Annotated in this window: 20 protein-coding genes; 7 read left to right on the top strand and 13 right to left on the bottom strand. The window is 39.5% G+C overall.

The annotated features are described in order from the left end of the window. Positions 1–108: 108 nt before the first annotated feature. Positions 109–924 (top strand): UDP-2,3-diacylglucosamine diphosphatase, encoded by an 816-nt coding sequence (locus tag CSC79_RS03005; protein ID WP_099293867.1) that lies wholly within the window; start codon positions 109–111, stop codon positions 922–924. A 336-nt stretch (positions 925–1,260) separates the two neighbouring features. Here CSC79_RS03005 and CSC79_RS03010 read toward each other — a convergent pair whose 3' ends face one another. The 3 genes from CSC79_RS03010 to CSC79_RS03020 are packed head-to-tail and all read right to left on the bottom strand — an operon-like array spanning position 1,261 to position 4,059. Next, entirely contained in the window at positions 1,261–2,469 is a 1,209-nt protein-coding gene (locus CSC79_RS03010) for an ABC transporter permease (RefSeq protein WP_099293869.1), read from the bottom strand. Further along, positions 2,462–3,250: an ATP-binding cassette domain-containing protein gene (locus CSC79_RS03015; RefSeq protein WP_099293871.1), complete on the bottom strand. Its 789-nt coding sequence runs from the start codon at positions 3,248–3,250 to the stop codon at positions 2,462–2,464. The genes CSC79_RS03010 and CSC79_RS03015 overlap by 8 nt, the downstream gene beginning before the upstream one ends. Then, a complete protein-coding gene (locus CSC79_RS03020; RefSeq protein ID WP_099293873.1) occupies positions 3,250–4,059 on the bottom strand; it encodes a DUF3025 domain-containing protein in 810 nt (269 codons plus the stop codon). Before CSC79_RS03020 ends, CSC79_RS03015 begins: the two co-directional genes overlap by 1 nt. Before the next feature lie 107 nt (positions 4,060–4,166). On the opposite strand from CSC79_RS03020, the gene CSC79_RS03025 reads away from it, so the two are divergent. Both CSC79_RS03025 and CSC79_RS03030 read left to right on the top strand, forming a co-directional pair. Then, entirely contained in the window at positions 4,167–5,795 is a 1,629-nt protein-coding gene (locus CSC79_RS03025) for a M28 family metallopeptidase (RefSeq protein ID WP_099293875.1), read from the top strand. Between the two features lie 60 nt (positions 5,796–5,855). Then, positions 5,856–7,028: a putative manganese transporter gene (locus CSC79_RS03030; RefSeq protein ID WP_099293877.1), complete on the top strand. Its 1,173-nt coding sequence runs from the start codon at positions 5,856–5,858 to the stop codon at positions 7,026–7,028. A 36-nt stretch (positions 7,029–7,064) separates the two neighbouring features. On the opposite strand, the gene CSC79_RS03035 is transcribed toward CSC79_RS03030, so the two are convergent. Genes CSC79_RS03035 through CSC79_RS03045 form a run of 3 tightly spaced genes read right to left on the bottom strand, consistent with a single transcriptional unit; the run spans position 7,065 to position 10,204 of the window. Next, complete coding sequence (locus CSC79_RS03035; protein WP_099293879.1) at positions 7,065–8,309, bottom strand: lipoprotein-releasing ABC transporter permease subunit; 1,245 nt, start codon at positions 8,307–8,309, stop codon at positions 7,065–7,067. Beyond that, positions 8,299–8,997 (bottom strand): lipoprotein-releasing ABC transporter ATP-binding protein LolD, encoded by a 699-nt coding sequence (lolD, locus tag CSC79_RS03040; RefSeq protein WP_099293881.1) that lies wholly within the window; start codon positions 8,995–8,997, stop codon positions 8,299–8,301. Before lolD ends, CSC79_RS03035 begins: the two co-directional genes overlap by 11 nt. Continuing rightward, on the bottom strand, positions 8,990–10,204 hold the full coding sequence (locus tag CSC79_RS03045) for a lipoprotein-releasing ABC transporter permease subunit (RefSeq protein ID WP_099293883.1): 1,215 nt from the start codon (positions 10,202–10,204) through the stop codon (positions 8,990–8,992). The genes lolD and CSC79_RS03045 overlap by 8 nt, the downstream gene beginning before the upstream one ends. Positions 10,205–10,359: 155 nt before the next feature. Between CSC79_RS03045 and CSC79_RS03050 the strand changes: the two genes are divergently transcribed. Further along, complete coding sequence (locus tag CSC79_RS03050; RefSeq protein WP_201796676.1) at positions 10,360–12,027, top strand: SulP family inorganic anion transporter; 1,668 nt, start codon at positions 10,360–10,362, stop codon at positions 12,025–12,027. Here CSC79_RS03050 and CSC79_RS03055 read toward each other — a convergent pair. Next, positions 12,024–12,893, bottom strand: coding sequence for a LysR substrate-binding domain-containing protein (locus CSC79_RS03055; protein ID WP_180270380.1), 870 nt, complete (start codon positions 12,891–12,893; stop codon positions 12,024–12,026). The two genes, CSC79_RS03050 and CSC79_RS03055, sit on opposite strands and share 4 nt — an antisense overlap. 114 nt (positions 12,894–13,007) lie before the next feature. Between CSC79_RS03055 and CSC79_RS03060 the strand changes: the two genes are divergently transcribed. Both CSC79_RS03060 and fghA read left to right on the top strand, forming a co-directional pair. Beyond that, a complete protein-coding gene (locus tag CSC79_RS03060; RefSeq protein WP_099293889.1) occupies positions 13,008–14,129 on the top strand; it encodes an S-(hydroxymethyl)glutathione dehydrogenase/class III alcohol dehydrogenase in 1,122 nt (373 codons plus the stop codon). A 56-nt stretch (positions 14,130–14,185) separates the two neighbouring features. After that, positions 14,186–15,028 carry an S-formylglutathione hydrolase gene (gene fghA, locus CSC79_RS03065; protein ID WP_099293904.1) on the top strand — a complete coding sequence of 281 codons (843 nt, stop codon included), beginning with the start codon at positions 14,186–14,188 and terminating at the stop codon, positions 15,026–15,028. On the opposite strand, the gene CSC79_RS03070 is transcribed toward fghA, so the two are convergent. After that, positions 14,982–15,362, bottom strand: coding sequence for a hypothetical protein (locus tag CSC79_RS03070; RefSeq protein ID WP_099293906.1), 381 nt, complete (start codon positions 15,360–15,362; stop codon positions 14,982–14,984). The two genes, fghA and CSC79_RS03070, sit on opposite strands and share 47 nt — an antisense overlap. A gap of 257 nt (positions 15,363–15,619) precedes the next feature. Between CSC79_RS03070 and CSC79_RS03075 the strand changes: the two genes are divergently transcribed. Beyond that, positions 15,620–16,051, top strand: coding sequence for an MgtC/SapB family protein (locus CSC79_RS03075; protein ID WP_099293908.1), 432 nt, complete (start codon positions 15,620–15,622; stop codon positions 16,049–16,051). Between the two features lie 32 nt (positions 16,052–16,083). Here the strand turns inward: CSC79_RS03075 and CSC79_RS03080 are convergent, their stop codons facing one another. The 5 genes from CSC79_RS03080 to CSC79_RS03100 form a co-directional block, all read right to left on the bottom strand. After that, the gene (locus CSC79_RS03080) at positions 16,084–17,682 is read right to left on the bottom strand and encodes an ABC-F family ATPase (protein WP_099293910.1); all 1,599 of its coding nucleotides are present in this window, start codon (positions 17,680–17,682) and stop codon (positions 16,084–16,086) included. 493 nt (positions 17,683–18,175) lie between these two features. Next, the gene (locus CSC79_RS03085; protein ID WP_099293912.1) at positions 18,176–19,732 is read right to left on the bottom strand and encodes a SulP family inorganic anion transporter; all 1,557 of its coding nucleotides are present in this window, start codon (positions 19,730–19,732) and stop codon (positions 18,176–18,178) included. A gap of 153 nt (positions 19,733–19,885) precedes the next feature. Continuing rightward, on the bottom strand, positions 19,886–20,344 hold the full coding sequence (locus CSC79_RS03090) for an Lrp/AsnC family transcriptional regulator (RefSeq protein WP_058558840.1): 459 nt from the start codon (positions 20,342–20,344) through the stop codon (positions 19,886–19,888). An 89-nt stretch (positions 20,345–20,433) separates the two neighbouring features. Further along, a complete protein-coding gene (locus tag CSC79_RS03095) occupies positions 20,434–21,075 on the bottom strand; it encodes an MBL fold metallo-hydrolase (RefSeq protein ID WP_099293914.1) in 642 nt (213 codons plus the stop codon). Further along, positions 21,075–22,880 carry a M14 family metallopeptidase gene (locus CSC79_RS03100; RefSeq protein WP_099293916.1) on the bottom strand — a complete coding sequence of 602 codons (1,806 nt, stop codon included), beginning with the start codon at positions 22,878–22,880 and terminating at the stop codon, positions 21,075–21,077. The genes CSC79_RS03095 and CSC79_RS03100 overlap by 1 nt, the downstream gene beginning before the upstream one ends. Between the last annotated feature and the right edge of the window lie 131 nt (positions 22,881–23,011).

Consider the following 23,011-nt stretch of genomic DNA (forward strand, 5'->3'; position numbering starts at 1 on the left):
GATTTTGAGTAAATTAGTTATTTTATGTCATGCATAGTTATTAAAAGTGTCGTTTTAACGTCATGATATTTATTTAACGTGGTAATTATTACACCGCGAGTAACTGAAATGGATAAAAAAGAAAATACGTCAAATGTGTATTACCCTGCAGTATGGATATCGGATGTACACCTAGGTTATAAAGATTGCCAAGCCAATTACTTATTAGACTTTTTAAACCGAATCGATTGTGGCACGCTTTATTTAGTCGGTGATATTGTTGATTTATGGTCAATGAAACGACAGTTTTATTGGCATCAAAGTCACTATGAAGTATTAGCGTGCATTCAACGTAAAGCCCAATCGGGTACACGCGTGATTTATATACCCGGTAATCATGATGAAACTTTTCGTTATTATGTCAACAACACATTATTTGGTGTAGAAGTTCATCAGCAATTTATTCACACCACAGCGGCAAACAAACGCTTTTTACTGCTCCATGGCGATGATTTTGACTCTGCTACACGGTATAACAAATTTATTAGTCTAGTTGGTGATGCAGGCTATGACTTACTGTTATTTTTAAACCGTTGGACTAATCGAACTCGTCGGCTATTTGGTGGACACTATTGGTCACTCGCCTCATGGATAAAGGCACGTGTCCATAAAGCTAGAGAAGCAATAGAGGCTTTTGAAAAAGCAGCGGTTCATGAAGCTAAGCGCCAAGGAGTGGATGGCATAATTTGTGGTCATATACATCACCCACAACTGAAAGTTGTTGATGGTATTGTCTACTGTAATGATGGTGATTGGATAGAGAACTGCACCGCCCTAGTCGAAAATGATAATGGCCGAATAGAATTAATTCATTGGTCAGAAAAACAAACTGTGCTCGAATCCGCAGACATTACTGATCTACAAGATACTAAATCAGCGGCTTAAGCTCATTGTTTACTCAATTTTAAGTGGTGAGCTTACCCCACCACTTAAAATCAAATTAGAATAGGGTCTGTTTAATCACGGCGCGAGGTTTGTAACCTAATGGACTAAGTCAAAACCGAGCAAAGCTTGTGCGTCCTGCTCACGCCCCTTACCACACCATCCATGTAGGCAACAAAGCGTAAATCGACCTTAGGCAGAACCCGAAGGGCAGCACCTGTTTAAGGGTAATAACCACACCAAACAGACTGCTGCAAATTTAACCTTGAAAAGTAAACAAACCCTAAACTTCACATATCATCTTCGTTAGCACATAGCGATATTCGCGTTCAGCCACGGTTACCTAAACAGTACTTCTTCTTTGTTAAACCACTTAACACAAAAAGCAAGTAGCGCACCTGCCACAATAACGGTTGCTAAGAATATTAAACCCAATAATGTATAATCTATCGTTCCTTTAATTATTTCTTTTATTGCTAGCGCAACGTTAGTCACAGGCACAAATGCTGTTTTTGCTGTAAGTTCTACATTTGGTAACAATGCAATAATAATTGGGAATATGACTCCCATTGTTAATGGTGTCATGTAGTTCTGCGCTTCTTTGAACGATCTGGCATAAATTGAAATTGCTAACGCTAGCGATGAGAAAATAGCGGCGATAGGTAAAAGGAGTATAAATATTAATGCCAAATCAATCACTTTGAGTGAACTAAACGCCGTTTTAATGACAGCCAAATCAATAAAGGTAATTGCGATACTTATCCAAACTCCCATACTAAGTACGGTTATTGTGGTGGTCGCTATAGATGCAGCCAATAAAGTAACAAACTTACCTAGCACAAGCTGAGTACGTGTAATTGGGGTAAGTAACAGAGTTTCTAATGTACCCCGCTCCTTTTCGCCTGCACCTAAATCAATAGCCGGATACGTCGCCCCCATTAATACTAATGGAATGAGTAAATAAGGAATAAATCCGCCTATCTTTTCACCTAGATTCTCACGTTTATCTGCGGTATCAACTTTAACAACTTCAATGGGGTTTAAAACCGCAGCCTGTTGTTCTTCAGTAATACCAAATGATAAAAGCTTTTGTTGTTGAAGCTTATTGCCAAAATCATTTGCCAGTTCTGACACTCTATCAAACAAAAAGTTGATGGCTTTTGCATCATTGTAAACGACTTCCCATTTACTTTGCTTAGCCTCATCCAAGGCTTTCTTAGCGTCAGTGGGAAGGTATATACCCATGTCAATAGTACCCGCTTTTACAGCTGCTGTTAGGTCTTCAACGCTAGTAAATGTTTGTTCGCCTTTATAAAGCTCAAAGCTTTTATGGTAAAACACTTTATCTGTGAATTCTTGTGCGTAATGACCGTTTATAATTGCGTAGGTGTGAACTTTTTGTTCAGCCTCAAGCGCAGCTTGTGAGCTCATAAACGCCATAACACCAAACAAAAGCGGGAAAATAAGCACCGGGAGTGCCACGATAAATATAAGTGTTTTTTTATCGCGTAAAAGCTCTCTAAGTTCCTTTTTAAATACTTCAAACATCTGCTTTCTCCATTAAAATATTCATAAATGCTTGATTAAGTTCATCGCTATTACCTGCCTGCTTGAATTCTTCTAAGCTACCATCAAAGCAACTTACACCTTCATTAATTACAGCGACACGATCACAAAGCAGTGCAACTTCATCTAAGTGGTGAGTAGAGAAAATAACTGGCGTGCCTTGCTCTTTAAGTCCCTTTATAAATTTGATAACCGTTTGGGTTGTCATAATATCAAGACCAGTTGTTGGCTCATCAAGCACCACAACCTCGGGGTGATGAACAACAGCCCGAGCAATATTTGCTTTTTGTTTCATGCCTGTTGATAGGTTTTCAGCGCGCTTATCAATAAAACTGTGCATATCCAGTAAATCAAACAGTTCCTCACAGCGCTCTTTAATATCAGCTTTATTCATGCCATGTAATTTAGCAAAATATTCAATATTTTCTTTAACGGTTAAACGGCCATAAAGACCTGTACTACCAGACAAAAAACCTATTGATTTACGCCCTAGTAAAGGTTTTTTCACTATATCTGCATCCGCAATATGAATACTTCCTTCATCTGGCTTTAGTGCAGTTGAAATCATTCGTAAAGTGGTCGTTTTACCTGCCCCATTGGGACCTAAAAGACCGAGCACTTCACCTTTTGAACAGCTAAAACTAACGTCACGTACAGAATGAAAAAAGTCTTTATCTTCACGCGGGTCGACTTTATCCACTTTATTTTTTTTGTGATCCTTAGTTAGCTTAAATTTTTTCTTAAGCCCTATGACTTCAATCATTAGCGTATCCTTCGTTTAGGTCTAAAGTAGTCAGTGTTACTGTAGAATTCACTGTTTTTATTATCCTCGTGCCAACCTGGCACACCCAGTAATGGTAGAGGTGATAACAGGCTGTTATCTTGGAGACAATCGTTATTTTCAATCATCTCACAAAGCACAGTATCTAGGTACGCATATTGTGCAACTAAATCTTTACAAAATGTGTCACTTGGCACTTTTACGAATAAGGCTTTTCCTGTTAGTCCTATATACGGTTTAGTTAGCATTTCATAATTTGCGTGACCAAACATAAAGGGCGAAATACTTTTACCCCACTCACCTCGTAAATCCACAAATGCTTCATGCCACTGATGATTACGCAAACGTGTAGGCCACATATCATCTGTAACTGCCAGAATAACGCCACATTCATCAAAAAGCGTTAAAGCGTTACGGTGCTTACTTCTTTGTTTTGTACCATGCAAGTTTATCTCTTGCACATGACGTTTATTTAACAATGATTTCGTTTTAGGGAATAAACACCAGATAAAACCACCGAATAAGTCATGCCAATTTTTTTGTCGTGTGGGGACTAAACCGGTGTCAAAAATTATTTGCTCGTAATACCGCTCTTCTGCACTAAAGTAATCATCTTCTTTAAAAACGATCGGTCTATTATTGGCATTTGTTGCATTCAAAAAACCATCAAACCAACTACAACTAGGCCAATCTGATTGTTCATTTAATTTAAACAACTTATTGAGATGATCAAATGCACCTGAGCTTACTAATTCACAATGCCATTGCTCATAAGGGGTAAACCGCTTCATGAGTACCTTTTGCTTTACAACTATGTTTATTCAGTTTACCGCAAAAACTGGTTCTCTTTAATAGTTCTTCATATACTGGTTGTACTTAAAACAAAAAAAGAGTGACTATGAATCGTTATTTTTCTCTTACATTGCTTGCAAGTGCTGTGCTTGCAGGATGTGCAACAACAAGTCTCACTTCTGAAGATGTTGAAAAAGGCTACCAATCAATTAATGCTGAGCAATTAGCTGAGCATGTTAAAGTATTGGCATCAGATGAGTTTGGTGGCAGAGCCCCTTCTTCTAAAGGTGAAGAACTGACGCTTGCTTATTTAACCGACCAATTCAAAAAAGTGGGTTTTGAACCGGGTAACGGCGATAGCTTTTTACAAGAAGTACCGCTAGTTTCACTTGAAGCTGACTCTGACATGGTTTTAACCATTGGTGGGAAAGACTACCAGTATAAGAAAGACATGGTAATGGGCAGTAGCCGTATCAGCGAAAGCGAAGGAATCAAAGATTCTGAACTTGTGTTCGTAGGTTATGGTGTAAATGCACCAGAATACAACTGGAATGACTATGAAGGCCTTGATGTAAAAGGTAAAACAGTTGTAATGCTGGTTAATGATCCTGGTTTTGCTACTAAAGACCCTGCTTTGTTCACCGGTGATGCAATGACCTATTATGGTCGTTGGACATACAAATATGAAGAAGCGAGCCGTCAAGGTGCTGCTGGTGCAATTATAATCCATGAAACTGCGCCAGCCTCTTACCCTTGGTCTGTTGTTGAAAATTCTTGGAGTGGTGAACAGTTTGGGTTCCAAAAAGAAAATAACAACATGGACCGTGTTGCTGTTGAAGGTTGGGTCACGACTGACGTAGCAAAAGAGCTGTTTACAAAGGCCGGCCTTGATTTTGATAGTGCTAAAGCGAATGCAGCTAAAGGGGCTTATCACGTAGACATGGGTGATTTAACAGCTTCTGTTGCGGTTAAAAACACCATTAAAACTTCGATTTCATATAATTTTATCGCTACTTTACCAGGCAGCGAAAAACCGGATGAGCATATTATCTATTCTGCTCACTGGGATCACCTTGGCACAGATAAAAACCGTAAAGGCGATCAAATTTATAACGGCGCTCACGATAATGCAACCGGAACAGGTGGCATGATTGAAGTAGCTGAAGCATTTTCAATGTTACCGCAAAATCCTAGCCGTTCAATTACCTTTTTAGCCGTTACGGCTGAGGAACAAGGTCTTTTAGGCTCAAAGTATTACGCAGCTAACCCTGTAATACCAGCTACAAAAACAGTGGCTAATATCAATATGGATAGCTTAAATTTATTAGGAAAAGTAAAAGATATCAGTGTTGTTGGTATCGGAAAATCTGAAATGGATGTGCTTTTAGAGAACGCAGCTAAAAAACAAGGCCGTGTTGTATCGGGCGATCCTAAACCATCATCTGGTGGATATTACCGTTCTGATCACTTTGCTTTTGCAAACATGGGTGTACCTGCCATGTATGCTGGTGGAGGAAGCGAAGCGTTTGATGAAGAAACAGCAAATTATCGTAAACGTATGAGCTTGGTTTTACGTGGTTGTTACCATCAACCTTGTGATAGGTACCGCGATGAGTGGGATTTATCGGGTGCAGTTCAAGACTTACAATTGTTCTATCAAGTAGGCTTTGATATCTCTGAACAGCCTCAATGGCCTAAATGGAATGAAACGTCTGAGTTCCAAAGAACTAAATGATATTGATTTTTATTTAGATTAATTATAAAGTGCAACCTACAGAATTTTTAGGTTGCACTTATGATTACTTACACATTACCAAAGATTTTTACTTCTCTTAATAGACAGCCTATCTTTTCAAACAAACGTTTTTTACTGCCGATCATTTTATTGATTTGTTTGCTTTACCCTCCTCTGCGCCAGATATCAATGGCGGCAATGAGCGATGCTTTTTTCCAAGTAAGTGTATTTGTTGCGGCAACTTTGTTTATTTATTATTTTGCAATCGAAAAACTACCACAACTGGAACTTGCTTACTTAAACGCAAAATCACCCGTGTTAGAGCTTAGCTTTGCAGCTTTCCTAGGCGCATTACCTGGGTGTGGAGGTGCAATTATAGTGGTGACACAGTTTACTAAAGGACAAGCCAGTTTTGGCTCCGTAGTCGCAGTTTTGACTGCTACTATGGGAGATGCGGCATTTTTATTAATAGCCACACACCCATTGGATGGACTCAAAATGATGTGTATCGGCTTGATTGTTGGTGTAATAAGTGGCTATTTAGTCAACATTATACACAACCGTGATTTTTTAGTGCCGCCAGTAAAAAAGACTCAGCAGACGTGTAATTTACAGTACAACAAGGCAATTGTATTTAGTAAGTCTATCTGGAAAGTTACTTTGCTGCCCAGCATTATTATTGCGCTGCTTATGGCGTTCAATATCGATTTGAATCAATTTGGTATAACAGCTAACGACGCAATAACCGCTTTTGGAGCTGGCATGGCTTTATTTGCAGTAGTCACTTGGGCTTTGTCATCCAAAGGAAAAAGTTATCAACAAATAACCAGCGAAGAAGACTCTCCAAAGCCTCCTTCTAAGCTCTACAAAGTATTGCAAGATACTCACTTTGTCACAGCGTGGGTTGTTGCCTCATTTATGCTATTTGAAATACTGTTAGCGTTTACAGGGATTGAATTAAAAGTATGGTTTTCACACTTTGCCTATTTAGCCCCTTTGATTGCAGTATTCATTGGTTTTTTACCTGGTTGTGGACCGCAAATAATCGTAACGACGTTGTATATACAAGGTATTATTCCCTTTAGTGCACTTGCAGCTAATGCCATATCAAATGATGGGGATGCGCTTTTTCCGGCGATCGCAATGGCCCCCAAGGCTGCATTAATAGCGACACTATACTCGGCAATACCCGCATTACTTGTCGGGTATGGGCTGTATTTTTATGGAACATAACGCCAAAAAACATAAAGGGCGCCCAGTCTCGGTGTATTAATTGCCCAAGACTTTTGCCGGATCAACTCTAGTGGCTTGCCATGCAGGATAAATAGTGGCTAAAACAGCCAACGTGAAGGTCACTATAATTGTAACTATAATATCTTGCCACACTAACTTACTCGGTAAAAACTCTATAAAATACACACCTTGTAATGGATTAGCCCCAGCTAGTTGGCTTAGCCAATTAAATAAGCTGCTAATATTCAGTGCCACCAGTATGCCAATAACACTGCCTAAAACAACCCCAACAAAGGCTTGCGTAAGCCCCTGCATCACAAAGGTAGCTAGAATAGTGCTGTCTTTAGCGCCCATGGTTTTAAGTATCGCTATGTTAGATTGCTTTTCGCGTACTTCCATGACTAAAGAAGACACTATATTGAAGCTGGCCACTGCAATAATAAGAAATACAACAATGTAGACAATGGTACGCACCATTTGAATATCTTGATACAAGCTTCCTTGCGTTCTAAACCAGCTAGAAATATACACATAATCCGGAATGGTTTGCCCTACTCGCAAGGCTATTTGGTGGGCATAAAATACATCATTGACTTGCAGTCTCAATCCAGTGACCTGTTGTTCATCGTAACCTAGTAAAGACTGCGCTTTTTTAAGGTGAATAAATGCTGCCGAGCTGTCAATTGGACCACCCATTTTAACAATACCAACCAGCGTTAAAGTTACACGTTTAGGGGCTAAAATATCATTACTTGTTTGATTTACTTGTGGGATCAACAAAGTGACAGAATCACCACGCTGTAACGCCAGTTGCTCGACAATTTGCGAACCTAGTATGACCTCTTCGGTGTTTATTTGGTCAATTAGTTTACCTTGAATGAACTGGTTTATTGATGAAACGTTTTTTTCAAGCTCAGGACTTACTCCCCGTACCTCGACCGCTTTCAAATCACTTTTGTACTGCGCCATTCCATTCACACTAATGAAAGGAGCGGCGCCGGTAACACTGGCTTGTTTTTGTAAGTTTTCAACTTTACTTGTCCACTGCTCGATAGGTCGACTCGGCGCAACATATTCAACTTGCGGCACTACACTCAATAAGCGGTGCACTAACTGTTGCTCAAAGCCATTTATGACAGACAGCGCAACGATTAACACTGCCACACCTAATAAAATACCAATGGTAGAAGCTTTAGCAATAAATGTGACAAACCCATTTTGTCGTTCGCCAGCACCTGCTTGCGTTCGAAATCGTTTACTCAAATAAGCACTAAGCAACATGGCTGCTCTCTTTTATTGCAATTTTACCTTCGTCTAAATAGGCAATCTTGCCAAGTTTGTCAGCTAGTTCTAAATCGTGTGTGACTACAACAAAGCTTGTATTGAGCGTGCTATTAAGCTCTTTAATTAAATCGTAAATCTTAATCGCATTTTGTTTATCAAGGTTCCCCGTAGGCTCATCGGCTAATACCAGTGCAGGGTTGGTTACAAGAGCACGCGCAATTGCTACGCGTTGTCTTTCTCCGCCTGAAAGCGCGGAAGGTTTGTGTAAACTACGATGAGATAAGCCAACTTTTTCTAACATGGCGAGTGCTTGAGTATTGGCTTTTTTAGCACTATGGCCTTTGATTAACAGCGGCATTGCAACATTTTCTACCGCATTAAATTCCATTAACAGATGATGAAATTGATAAATGAAACCTAAATTTTCGTTTCTAAACTTAGCCTGCTCCTTTCGTGAAAGATCAGCAACGCGTTGTCCTTTAATTTTTGCAATACCATCAGTTTGGCTATCCAAAGTACCAAGGATATGCAGTAAGGTACTTTTCCCGGAGCCTGAGCTACCTACTATTGCAAGCATTTCACCTTGAGTAAGCCTTAGGTTAACGCCTTTTAACACTTCAACTTGGTTCTCACCATCTTGATAAGATTTACTTAATTTTTCACACTCAATAACAAAATCATTCATAACGCAGTACCTCTGCAGGGCTAACTTTGGCGGCCTTTATTGCCGGGTATAAGGTCGCTAAAAAACTCATAACAATACTTCCCAGTGCAATCAATATTAAACTTGAAACATCAAATATCACGGGTAATCGAATACCTGTAAGTACATTTAATCCAATAGCAGATAATACCTCGTTTATATTTGCACTGAGTAATATCCCCAGTACGGCTCCTATGCTGGTCCCTATCAGCCCGTTGTATAATCCTTGAATCATAAATACATGTTGAACTTGGTTCGGTGTTAAACCTAAGGTCTGTAAAATCGCAACTTCACTTTGCTTTTCACTCACCATCATAGTTAAGGCAGAGACGATATTAAACACAGCCACCAACACAATAAGCGCCAACAACATCGACATAATTCGCTTTTCCATTGCAACGGCAGCAAATAGTGTGCCTTGAGATTGACGCCAATCGGTTATTTCAAAGTTTTTAAATAAGTGTGTACTTTCAGTAAAATCATCAATTAAAAAAGGGTCTTTCAATGAAATACTTAAATTAGGAGCAACTGAATTTGCTTGTTTAAGAACACGCTGTAAAGATTCGCCGCTGGTAAATGCAAGGCCCATATCAATTTCAGACCCTGTCTCGTATATGGCAGCCACCGTAAATAGTCGTTGGCTTGGTACACGTCCAAGTGGTGTGTATGTGCTAGCATTAGGCATAATCACACGCAACTTGTTACCTAAAGAAATATTTAATTTTCGAGCTAAATATCGACTAATAGCAATATTGTAGCGAACAGATAAAACTTGTTCCCATTGCCCCTGTACAATTTTGTCGCTGATTTTGTAAAGCGAGGCATTATCGTCGTAAAGACCCTGTAATAAAACACCATGTAAATCTTTGTTGGTTTGCAATATTGCTTCACCGTGGCGATATAAACTGACGTTTTTAACAAATTTAGATGACAAAATGTCAGCCTGTAAGCGTTGCATTTGGTCGTGTGTTTTGTCTTCTGATGACACTTCAACATGAGGTATGAGGCCCAACATATTTGATTTTAAATTATTTTCAAAACCATTCATAACAGAGCTAACGGTATAAAGCGCCATCAAACCAATCGCAATGCCGGCAATAGAAAAAAACGAGATAAATGAGATAAACGCGTTCCCTTTGGAGGAGCGACTATATCTGAGCCCAATAAATAGGCTAACAGGTTGAAACATAAGTTATAGAGACACACGTAATGCTAATAGAGCGGCCATACTAGCAAATTCAATTTTATTTGGGTATGAACAAAAGTGTAAAAAATAATTAAAAATCTGATACTTGATTAAGTCGTTTTGGGTTAAAATGCGCCAAATATCTAGATGAGGGCCCAATTTTGTCTTTACAGCGATTTAAACATGTCAATTTAAAGGGTGATTTATTCGGGGGTGTTACAACCGCGATTATATCATTGCCACTTGCACTTGCGTTTGGCGTTGCATCGGGTGCGGGTGCTGAAGCAGGTATGTGGGGCGCTATTTTAGTTGGTTTGTTTGCCGCATTGTTTGGCGGTTCTACTTCATTAATATCTGAGCCCACAGGGCCTATGACTGTCATCATGACAGCTATTCTCACAACCATGTTAGCAAGCTACCCTGAACAAGGTTTAGCAATGGGCTTTACCGTCGTCATGATGGCGGGCGCGTTTCAAATAATGCTAGGTACTCTTAAGCTAGGCAAATACATCACGTTAATGCCCTATAGCGTTATATCAGGCTTTATGTCTGGTATTGGTGTTATTTTGATCATATTACAACTTGCTCCATTACTTGGTCATTCATCACCTGGCGGCGGCGTAATTGGTACATTATCAGCTTTACCCGAATTAATTACGTCATTACATTTTTCTGAATTATTTTTAGGCATCTGTACATTAGCAATTTTGTTTTACCTGCCACAAAAATACCGACAATATGTACCAGCGCAACTCGTTGCCCTTGTTGCTGTAACACTGGTATCAATAATATTCTTTTCCAGCGACGGTATTCGTCGTATTGGCGAAATCCCAAGCGGTTTACCCAGTTTCATTTTCCCAACCTTTTCTGCAGATTTATTCACTGAAATGGTTATTGATGCATTAGTATTAGGTACTTTAGGCTGCATAGATACGTTGCTTACTGCTGTTATTGGCGACAGTTTGACGCGAACAGAACATGACTCTGATAAAGAGCTACGAGGCCAAGGCATCGCAAATATGATAGCCGGATTGTTTGGCGCATTACCTGGTGCAGGTGCAACAATGGGTACAGTCGTAAACGTACAGGTCGGTGCTCGTTCGCCATTAGCTGGCATTTTGCGGGCATTTATCTTAATGGCTGTCGTATTTGTAGCAGGTAGCCTAACAGAACCCATTCCCATGGCAGTTTTAGCCGGTATTGCTGTGTACGTTGGTATAAATATTCTAGATTGGAGTTTTATACAGCGCGCGCACAAACTCAGTATTTTACAAATGTCGATTATGTATGGCGTGATGATGCTAACTGTCTTCGTCGATTTAATTGTTGCGGTGGGATTAGGTGTTTTTATATCAAACATCATTGTTATAGAACGATTAAGCCGAGAACAAGCAAAGCATGTTAAAGCAATCAGTGATGCTGATGACGATGACGTGCCGCTAACAGATGATGAAAGAGCCCTGTTAGATCAAGCACAGGGCAAGTTATTATTCTTTTATTTATCTGGCCCGATGATTTTCAGTGTCTCTAAAGCGATAGCGCGACAACATCGCCATATTGGTGAATACCAATCAATGCTGCTTGATTTATCTGGGGTGCAAATGCTCGACGTGACAGTATCTTTAGCGATTGAAAATGCAATTACAGATGCACTAGAAGCTAATTGTGACGTGTTTATCTATTCACCAAATAGTGAAACAAGCGATCAATTAAAGCGCCTTAGAATAAAAGATAAGTTGCCTACTGATTCTTTCTGCGAGAGCAGAGTTGAAGCACTTAATAAAGCACTTAAAAGAATGGATGAAAATACCGCTGAAACAATTTAATTGAGAGCATTTACTAAATGATCGAGTAATGCTTTTACATTCGTTGCTACAAATTGCCGAGGTGGGTATACACCCCATACCCCCTCGGGTTTTGGCTGATAATGAGTCAGTATGGGCACTAAACTACCCGCCTCTAGATCTTTCTCAATATAATAGTTAGGTAATTGTACGATACCTAACCCCTTCTTTGCCGCATCAGCAAGTGCCCAGCCACTATTACATTGCAGTCGCCCTGCAATTTTAATATGTTTGTCTCGTCCTTGCTCGCATACTCGCCAGTAACTACTGTTACCTATTAAGCATTGGTGATTATTTAATTCAGTTACTGTATGTGGCTCACCAAAGGTATTTAAGTAATCCGGCGAGCAACAAATAACAAAATGTCGCGCACTTAAACGCCGTGCTTTTAAGCTTGAATCTTTTAGATGACCAAGGCGAATCGCTAAATCAAAACCACCTTCGACTAAATTTTCTTGTTGATTACTCAGGGACATAACAACTTCTACATCGGGGTATTGCTGCATAAATGTATGCACTACAGGCATAATGAATGTTTCACCATACATCACCGGGGCAGTTAATTTAACTTTACCCTTTGGCGTACTTTGCTGCTGTGCCAGTAAAGCGGTTGCATCATCCATAGCATGTTGTAATTGTTTGGTTTGATGTAAAAATGCCTCGCCTTCTTTTGTTAGTACTACACTACGTGTTGTCCGTGTTAATAGTTGCGAATTAAGCCTATGCTCAAGCTGCGTTACTTGGCGGCTTATATGCGCAACTGATACATTTAAACTAACGGCAGCTTTAGTGAAGCTTCCCTCTTCACCCACTGCAATAAATTCATCTATTCCTGCCCAACGATTCATTATTACCATACTGTAAAAGTGTTTTATTAAATTGGAGATTAACATTGTTTGAGAAACAAATAAAATAAAGCTATTGTTTATATCGTTTTGTATTTATCAGGAAGAGAACACACTATGTCAGAATTTATCAAATCAAAAGCCGCGGTTGCCTGGGGCCCTAAACAACCACTCTCTATTGAAGAAGTGGACGTAATGATGCCTAAAAAAGGCGAAGTAATGGTAAAAATAACAGCTACTGGTGTTTGTCACACAGATGCTTTCACTCTATCAGGTGAAGATCCAGAAGGTATTTTCCCCGCTATTTTGGGACACGAAGGCGCAGGTGTTGTTTATGCTGTTGGCGATGACGTTACAAGCGTTGCGGTTGGCGATCATGTTATACCACTTTACACTGCAGAGTGTGGCGTATGTAAAATGTGTACTTCAGGTAAAACAAATTTGTGCTCCGCTGTGCGCGAAACTCAAGGCAAAGGCCTTATGCCTGATGGCACGACTCGCTTCTACAAAGATGGCCAACCAATTTATCATTACATGGGCACATCCACTTTCTCTGAATACACTGTGCTACCAGAAATATCCCTAGCTAAAGTAAATAAAGAAGCACCACTTGAAGAAGTCTGTTTATTAGGCTGTGGCGTAACAACAGGTATGGGAGCCGTTACGAAAACAGCAAAAGTACAAGCTGGAGACACCGTTGCTATATTTGGTTTAGGCGGGATTGGCTTGTCAGCAATTATTGGCGCAAAAATGGCAGGTGCGAGCAGAATTATTGGTATTGATATTAATACCTCAAAATTTGATCTTGCCACTAAACTTGGTGCAACAGATCTAATAAATCCAAAAGACTTTGATAAGCCTATTCAAGAAGTTATTGTAGAGATGACAGACGGCGGTGTTGATTTCTCATTTGAATGTATCGGTAATGTTGATGTTATGCGCTCTGCCCTTGAATGTTGTCATAAGGGCTGGGGTGAATCTGTGATCATTGGTGTTGCAGGCGCTGGTCAAGAAATATCAACTCGTCCGTTCCAATTAGTTACAGGCCGAGTATGGCGCGGTAGCGCATTTGGTGGTGTGAAAGGCCGCTCTGAGTTACCTGAAATTGTTGAGCGTTACATGGCTGGTGAGTTTGCTTTAAATGACTTCATCACGCATACCATGGAACTTGACGGTATCAACGAAGCTTTTGATTTAATGCACGAAGGTAAAAGTATTCGTACAGTAATTCACTACTAATAACTTTATCATAAGATGCCATGAACTTTAGTTCATGGCATCTTAGTGAGGACAACATGCTAGATAATATATCAACAGCTAAAGTCAGTGGTGGCTGGCATAAGCAATACAGCCATGACTCAACTAGTACCCATTGCAAAATGCGTTTCGCAGTATTTTTACCTCCCGGTGCTAGTCAAACGAATAAAGTACCCGTACTTTATTGGTTATCAGGTTTAACCTGTACTGATGAGAACTTTATGCAAAAAGCAGGGGCCTTTAAAAAAGCAGCTGAGCTGGGCATTGCTATTGTAGCACCTGACACCAGTCCTCGAGGGGATAATGTACCTGATGAAGACAGCTATGATTTTGGTCAGGGTGCAGGGTTTTATGTTAATGCAACACAAGCACCCTACAATACTCACTACAACATGTACGATTACATTGTAGAAGAGCTCCCAGCATTAATTGAGCAACACTTCCCTGTATCAGATAAAAAAGCAATCAGTGGCCATTCAATGGGTGGACATGGTGCGTTAATGATTGCACTTCGCAATCCTGATCGTTACATCAGTGCATCTGCATTTAGCCCTATAACTAACCCGATTAATTGCCCTTGGGGCCAGAAAGCATTTAGTCAGTACCTCGGTGATGATAAACGAACATGGGCTAAATATGACACTTGCGAACTAATGAATAACGCAGAATCTGCGCATTTTGTGCCTATGCTAATTGATCAAGGTGAAGCAGATAACTTTTTAGTTGAACAACTAAAAATTGAAGCCTTATTTAAAATTGTGAATGAAAAGGACTACCCTGCTGAAATCAACATGTACCCAGGGTATGATCACAGTTATTACTTTATTAGTAGCTTTATTGACGAACACCTATTATTTCATCAACAGTTTTTTGAACGTTAATGTTTTTATCTTCTGTGGGGAGGTTGGGATCAACTTCCTCGCAGACTTTCAGTGACTTAGAGACTTGCTTACACACGAGTTCTGGTTCATTGTGCTCTATTAGAAGACCAACTAAGTAGCTATCGACTTCAAAGCCTAAATTACTAAACGAAACCGTATCTTCGCCTTTTATTACATGTGAACTTTTTGGAGGTTTACTTGGGTGAGATAATGCTAAATCCGCATCATAGTTTTCATCTGCTTTACTGTAAATGCTGCTATCAAGAACTACACCAGCAAAAGTACAACCAGATAGAATGAAACTAATGAATAATATTATATATAATTTGACCATCACCTATTGTTCCTGTTTTCATACATAAAATCCCAATAGCTAGCATTATATGTGCCCCCTGAATCATTGTAATCAAAAAAACTGTAATAAACTGTAGTCGCTACATTTAGGTATTTACCCCTGTAAAATATTCATACCCCCTAAAAAACCTCTCATCTAAACCAGCTTAAGACATTGAAAATAAAACATATTAATTCTTACTAGTTTGGTTTGATTTTTGCTATTCATAGTTTAAATAATTATTTGGAATCGCTAAGATGGAATTAGATTTACAGTGGAATGAAATAGTAAAAAATTTAATGCACCTGGGGATTGCTTATATTCTCTCGCTCCCGATGGCATTTGATCGTGAAAGCTCCAACCATGGCGCGGGGCTGAGGACATTCCCATTAGTCGCTGTAGCATCTTGTGGTTATGCATTAGTGGGAATGTCTGTGCTGACATCATCTGAAGCTGAATCAAAGGTGTTAGAAGGCATTATTACCGGAATTGGCTTTATTGGGGGTGGCGCAATCTTAAAAAATAAAAGTTCAATTTATGGTACAGCTACGGCAGCAAGTATATGGAATATGGGTTTGATAGGTATTGCAGTTGCATTTAGCCGTTATGAAATTGCAATTTTAATGGCCATAATAAACTTTGTCACTTTACGCTATGTTAAACGTCTAAAACCATCAGGCAATAATTAAAGAACTGGCTGACGCCAGTTCTTATGCTCAGGCTAGTTTACAGCTTCAGCTTGACTGGCCATAAACTCATTAAAGGTTCCGTGAAAATTAACTACTTTTTTATCACGAATATCGATAATACGCGTCGCCAATGATGACACAAACTCACGGTCATGACTGACAAAAATGAGCGTGCCTTCAAAATCTTTTAATGCATTATTTAGCGCTTCAATGGCTTCCATATCCATATGGTTAGTAGGTTCATCCATAACCAGTACATTGACATCTTGCATCATTAACTTACCAAACAATAAACGGTTCTTCTCACCACCTGAGCAATTTTTAGCTTTTTTGTTTGCATCATCTGCGGTAAATAACAAACGCCCTAGCATTCCTCGTACCATCAAATCATTGTGCTTTGCTGTACGCCATTGTGACATCCAATCAAACAAGGTTAAGTCATTGTCAAAGTCCTTGCTGCTATCTTGTGGGCAGTAGCCTACTGATGCATTTTCAGACCATTTAATAACACCATGATTTGGCTCAAGTTGATTGACTAAACAGCGGATAAACGTTGATTTCCCCACCCCGTTTTCACCAATGATAGCCAATTTAGAGCCAGCTTCTAAAATAAGCTCCCCTCCTTCAAACAATACGGCACCATCAAACCCATGACCAAAGTTCTCAAGAATTAATGCTTGGCGATGCATTCTTTTGCCTTCATCAAAATATAATGAAGGAGCCATACGGCTAGACGATTTAACTTCGTCCAAGCTAATTTTATCCATGCGTTTAGCCCGTGAACTTGCCTGTTTTGCTTTTGAGGCATTTGCACCAAAGCGATTCACGAAATCTTGTAACTCATCAATCTCTGATTGTTTTTTTGCATTTCCAGCAAGTAATTGTTCACGAATAAGTGATGAAGCTTCAATGTATTTCTCATAGTTACCTGGATAGATTCGAAGCTCACCATAATCAATGTCAGCCATATGCGTACATACCGCGTTAAGAAAATAGCGGTCATGCGAAATGATAATCATGGTGCACTTACGTTGATTAAGTTCATGCTCTAGCCAATTAATCGTGTGAATGTCCAAGTTATTGGTTGGTTCGTCCAATAGGAGAATATCTGGGTTGGCAAATAATGCCTGTGCAAGAAGAACACGTAACTTCCAACCTGGTGCAACTTGTGACATCAAACCAAAGTGAAATTCTTCTTCAATACCCGCTTTTAACAAAATATCGCCAGCACGGCTTTCTGCACTGTAACCATCCATTTCTGCAAAAATACTCTCAAGTTCAGCAACTTTCATCCCTTCTGCTTCACTCATTTCTGGCAATGAATAGATACGATCACGCTCTTGCTTAATTTCCCAAAGAGCAACATCACCCATGATCACTGTATCAACGACAGAGAATTGCTCAAAAGCAAATTGATCTTGGCTTAAGTTACCTACTTTTAAACCTGGGGTGATTGAAACATTCCCCGATGTAGGTGTTAGCGCACCGCTAAGGATTTTCATAAACGTTGATTTACCGCAGCCGTTAGCCCCTATTAGGCCATAACGATTTCCGTTACCAAATTTAGCAGAAATGTTTTCAAATAAAGGTTCTGCACCAAACTGCATGGTGATGTTAGCGGTAGAGATCAAGATGAATTCCTAAGCAATTAAGAGCACGCAAACTCATCGGCAAGTGAAGAGTAATACAAGCAATATACAATATATAAAGAGGGCGCGAATTATACAGCTGTGGTGAGTAACAGTCGAGCTTTGTCGTAGTTAGTTAAGCATTTAAGATTTAAAATCACTTTGTGCTAAACCCGAACAGATAAGTACTATTGGCAATAACAGTTATTAAAACTGCTGTGGGTGAAGAAACTAATTAACCTGAACTCAGGTTAAGAGATGTACTAATGTATTGATATTAAATCACAAATATATTTATTAGTCTCCAGCCGGAGACTTTTAGCGATAACAAGGCGAATTCACGCGTCAATAGCTAGCCTATTGCAAGTAAATTCAACGCAGTTAGCGTTGAAAGTAGCCGCTGGAGATAGATTTATTATCCAGAGTTCAGGTTAATTAAATACAAATAAAAAAGCGAAGGTTAACCACCTTCGCTTTTTTAGGATAAATACTTAAGTTAAGCTAATTTATCAGATGCAACTTTATACGTTGGATCTTCGATTACATTCACTTCAACTAAATCACGCGCTTTATGTAATAGCTGCGTACAATCTTTACTTAAGTGACGTAAATGCAGTTGTTTACCCGCCTTTGTATATTTATCTGCAAGTGTGTCGATTGCTTCTATAGCACTGTGATCAGCTACGCGGCTGTATTTAAATTCGATAATGACGTCTTTTGGATCATTTTTTACATCAAATAATTCTGCAAAACCTTTAACTGAGCCAAAGAATAATGGACCATGCAATTCATACACTTTAGCACCGGCTTCATCAATATAGTTTGTAGTATAAATCTGTTTAGCGTGTTGCCATGCAAATACCAGAGCAGATACGATAACACCAACACAAACTGCGATTGCAAGATCTGTAATTACAGTAACACCGGATACTAATACAATTACAAATGCATCAGACTTTGGTACGCGTTTCATCATTTTAAATGAGGCCCATTCAAATGTACCTAACACCACCATAAACATCACACCAACAAGCGCAGCAAGTGGAATCATTTCAATCAAGCCAGCGGCAAAGATAATAAAACCAAGCAGCATAAGCGCAGCGGTAATACCTGATAGGCGAGAACGACCACCTGAATTAATATTGATCATAGATTGACCAATCATTGCACAGCCACCCATTGCACCAAAGAAGCCACACGTTACATTTGCAGCACCTTGGCCAATACACTCTTTGTTTGAATGGCCACGTGTTTCAGTAATTTCATCAATTAAGCTTAGTGTTAACAATGATTCAATCAAACCTATCGCAGCCAGAATTAAGGCATATGGAAAGATAATCTGGAAAGTTTCAAGAGTAAACGGCACCATAGGAACATGAAACTCTGGTAATCCACCAGCAATGGTAGCCGCACTATCACCGGTCATATCTTTTAGAAAATCAAGTACTGTACGTGCTTCTAAATCTAATCCAATGACAATTAGCGTCACAGTAACAATAGCAACCAAGGTAGAAGGCACAGCGGTGGTTAACTTTGGTAAAAAATGAATTATGGCCATAGTCAATGCAACTAAGCCAAGCATAATCATCATTGGCTCACCTGTCATCCATTGCATTGTGCCGTCTTCACCAGGTGACTTAAACTGACCAAGTTGTGCGAGAAAGATTACTATGGCTAACCCGTTTACAAAGCCTAGCATAACGGGGTGCGGTACCATTCGTATAAATTTACCAAGCTTGAAAACCCCTGCCAATATCTGCAGTATTCCCATCAACAATACTGTTGCAAACAGGTATTCAACACCGTGGTCAAGTACTAAACTTACCATTACAACAGCAAGTGCACCTGTTGCGCCTGAGATCATGCCAGGGCGACCACCAAATATAGCGGTGATCAAGCCAACAATAAATGCTGCATATAAACCAACTAAAGGCTCTACGTTTGCAACAAAAGCAAAGGCAACAGCTTCAGGTACGAGGGCAAGCGCTACCGTCAAACCTGATAATATATCGTTTTTAGCAGAGCTTGGGGCTTTGCTGAGTAAGTTAAACATTGAGTTCCTCATGGATGTAGGGATCAAAAAAAGCGCTGAATTCTATCAAATTAAGCAAAAGTTAACAATTGGTTATTCTAAATGCACTATTGAGTATAGTGCATTTAATGGGTTTGCAGCGAAACCCTAAATCAAATTTTGGAGGGAGTTAACTCACAAAGGTAATGAGGTGCTACGTTTAACGCATGTCATCGTTACGTTTGAATGAACTTCTTGAACAAACTCTAAGTTCAACAGGTTGTCACGAACAAACTGCTCATAACCTTCAATGCCTTTTGAGATAATACGTAACATAAAGTCCATAGTGCCCGCCATACTGTAGCACTCTGTAACTTCATCATAACTTAGTATTAAGCGCTCAAACTCAGCAAGGTTAGTTCTTCCGTGGTTTGAAAGACGCACATGCGCGTAAACGAGCATATCAAAACCCAGTTTTTTCTCATCGAGTAAAGCGACTTTCCCCTTAATGTAGCCATCTTGTTCTAGTTTGGCTATTCTGCGCCAGCAAGGCGATTGCGAAAGTCCTACTTTGTCTGCGATATCTGCAGTTGAAAGGCTTGCGTCTTGTTGTAATAGTGCCAAAATTTGGCGGTCAACTTGATTTAGAGACATTTTATTTCTTTATTTTTTTACTAAATTGTTTAAATTATACATCGCTTTTATAGCTGCGTCTTGTGTTTTTATGCATCTTTTATGCGTGTTTAGCCAAACTTACCGCTAATAAATGGATTCGATATGCGTTCTTGAGCTACTTTAGTGTCTGGTCCGTGCCCAGATAAAATTAGTGTTTCATCTGGTAAAGTTAATACTTGGCTTTTAATAGAATCAATTAATTGTGCAGCATCACCTTTAGGAAAGTCTGTGCGCCCTACAGAGCCTTTAAAAATAACATCCCCGACCAATACTAATTGGTGTGTTTGTTCATAAAAAATAATATGGCCGGGAGTATGGCCTGGGCAATGACGGACAGCAAAATTCAAATTACCGACTTTGCACACTTCCCCATGCTTAAGCCACACATCCGGATAAAAGGGCTTAATAACCTGTAAACCAAACATTTGAGCCTGCATAGGTAATGCATCAAACCAAAAACGTTCATCTTCATGGGGACCTATAATATTTACCTCAAAGTGCTGTGCTAATTGTTTTGCAGCACCCACATGATCAAGATGACCATGCGTTAGTAATACACTTTTTAATTCTATATTATGGCTTTGTATTTCTACGATTAATTTATCTACATCTCCACCTGGATCAACTATCGCAGCGTGGCGTGTTGCCTGGCAGATTACAATACGGCAATTTTGAGAAAATGCAGTAACGGGTAAAGTAATGATATCCATTATTGTGCACTTTCGACTTTCTGAGTATTAAACGACATTAGAATCGGATACTTTAAATAGGCTTGATCGTAAAATGGAGTGCGTTGATATAACCAATCAAGACGCGCCTGAGCATCATTAGCAAACGCATCGTCTTCTCTAATTTTCTTATCAAATTCAAGCGCTAATGCAGGTTTGTCTTTTAACATTTTTCTAGCGTACGGGGCTAGTGCATAGTTTTCCATATACTCAGTTCGCTGGAATATGGTATTGAATTCACCCCACGCGAAAAAAGAGTCTGGCGCTTCAGGATGAAGTAAATGAGTTGCAAGCTCACCCAGAGATTGCGTTGTTTCAACTTTAGACCAACCGGTCATTAATTGATTATCTAGGTTAAGATATTCAAATTCAGCCGTCACTCTAAACCGTCCTTCAAATGGCGCATTATCAAATTTGTGGTGCTTTACTTTGGCAACATATAAATCAGTCACGGCTTCACTCTGAGCTACTGTATCAACTTCAACACCATGCAACTTCAGCTTTTCGATAATATGCGGATATGCCGGGGGTATATAAAATACAGCTGGAACCTTTACTGTTTTCTCAACGTCTTTTTGCCAAAATATTGGTAATGCATCGTAATATTGTTTTTCACCAATGTATTTAACTTCAGCTTGACCACTAAGCGCACTTTTATTCTTAGTGTACTTTATGCCTTTAAACTTTAACGTATCTGGCTCTTTTGCATAAGCACGTTTCACGATAAGTTGAGTTGGGAGAAATGCGCGTTCCTTATTCACAGCTTCAGAGAGTTGCTGGCTATGCTTTGATAAAGCGGTTATAGCTCCATCTAAAAACACATACGTACCTAAAACACGTTGCTTGTAAGGTTTTAATGAATGATTTTCAACTAGGATTGTAGGCAAAGAGCGTAAATCTCCCCAACCGTTAGAATAACGTGGCGTCGCAACCCAACCAGCTAACCCAGTTTTAAATTCACGTTTATCCATAACAAAGACAAGAGGACCTGGTATGTGTCCTTGATTAGCTAATGTTTCATCAATCACTGGTTTAAAGTAATGGTCGAGTGCTTGTGAAACACTCGGCGATTCACTCGCAAAAACAGGGTTATAGCCATAGGTCACATCATATTGGTAATCTGCACCGTCGGTAACATGCACATCAACATAAAGGTCTGGAGAATATTGATTTATTATCCTCATTACACCTCGCACTTCAGGTGTATCGAGTTTAGTGTAATCACGGTTTAGGTTTAAGTTATTTGCATTAGTTCTAAACCCCATTTCAACTGGGCCACGTTGATTAATGCGGTTAAATTGACTTCGGCGTTCATGACCATCTACATTTAAAATAGGGATAAATAGGATATTTACCTTATTTAAAATGTCACGACGTTTGCCTGTAGCTATGTCCCTGAGCAACATAAATGTTGCATCTTTACCATCGATTTCACCAGCATGAATACCCGCTTGAATAAAAATAGTGGGTTTGGAATTGTTATTTAGCTGCTTAGCTGAAAACGAACCATCCTCGCTTGCAACAAGCATTTTGATTTCTCGACCAGCATTACTTTTAGCAATAGTTTGAACTTGAAACTGAGTAGGATTAGCAGCAACTAAACGATCAACAAAGGCCATTGTTTGTTCGTAATTAGGAGAATTAAACCCTTCACTGAGTTCAAAATCTGTTGTTAAAGGACCATCAGTTTGCATTAATTGGATGCTTTTACCTTGCCATGGCAAAAGCGGTGGAAGATGACTATCTAAGGTAACAGTGGCACTGAGCAATAATAAGCTGGCGATCATAGGATTCTCTAACATTAGCCTTTGTAATAGCGTGAAATTATAACAAGGAAATTGTACCGGTCGCGTAAAGTGCGGTGATTCAACAAAAAAATGCAGCCAACGACAAAGTTCTATTATCTACACGCATTAAA

It is taken from the genome of Pseudoalteromonas sp. 3D05, assembly GCF_002723455.1.
GTDB lineage: Bacteria > Pseudomonadota > Gammaproteobacteria > Enterobacterales > Alteromonadaceae > Pseudoalteromonas.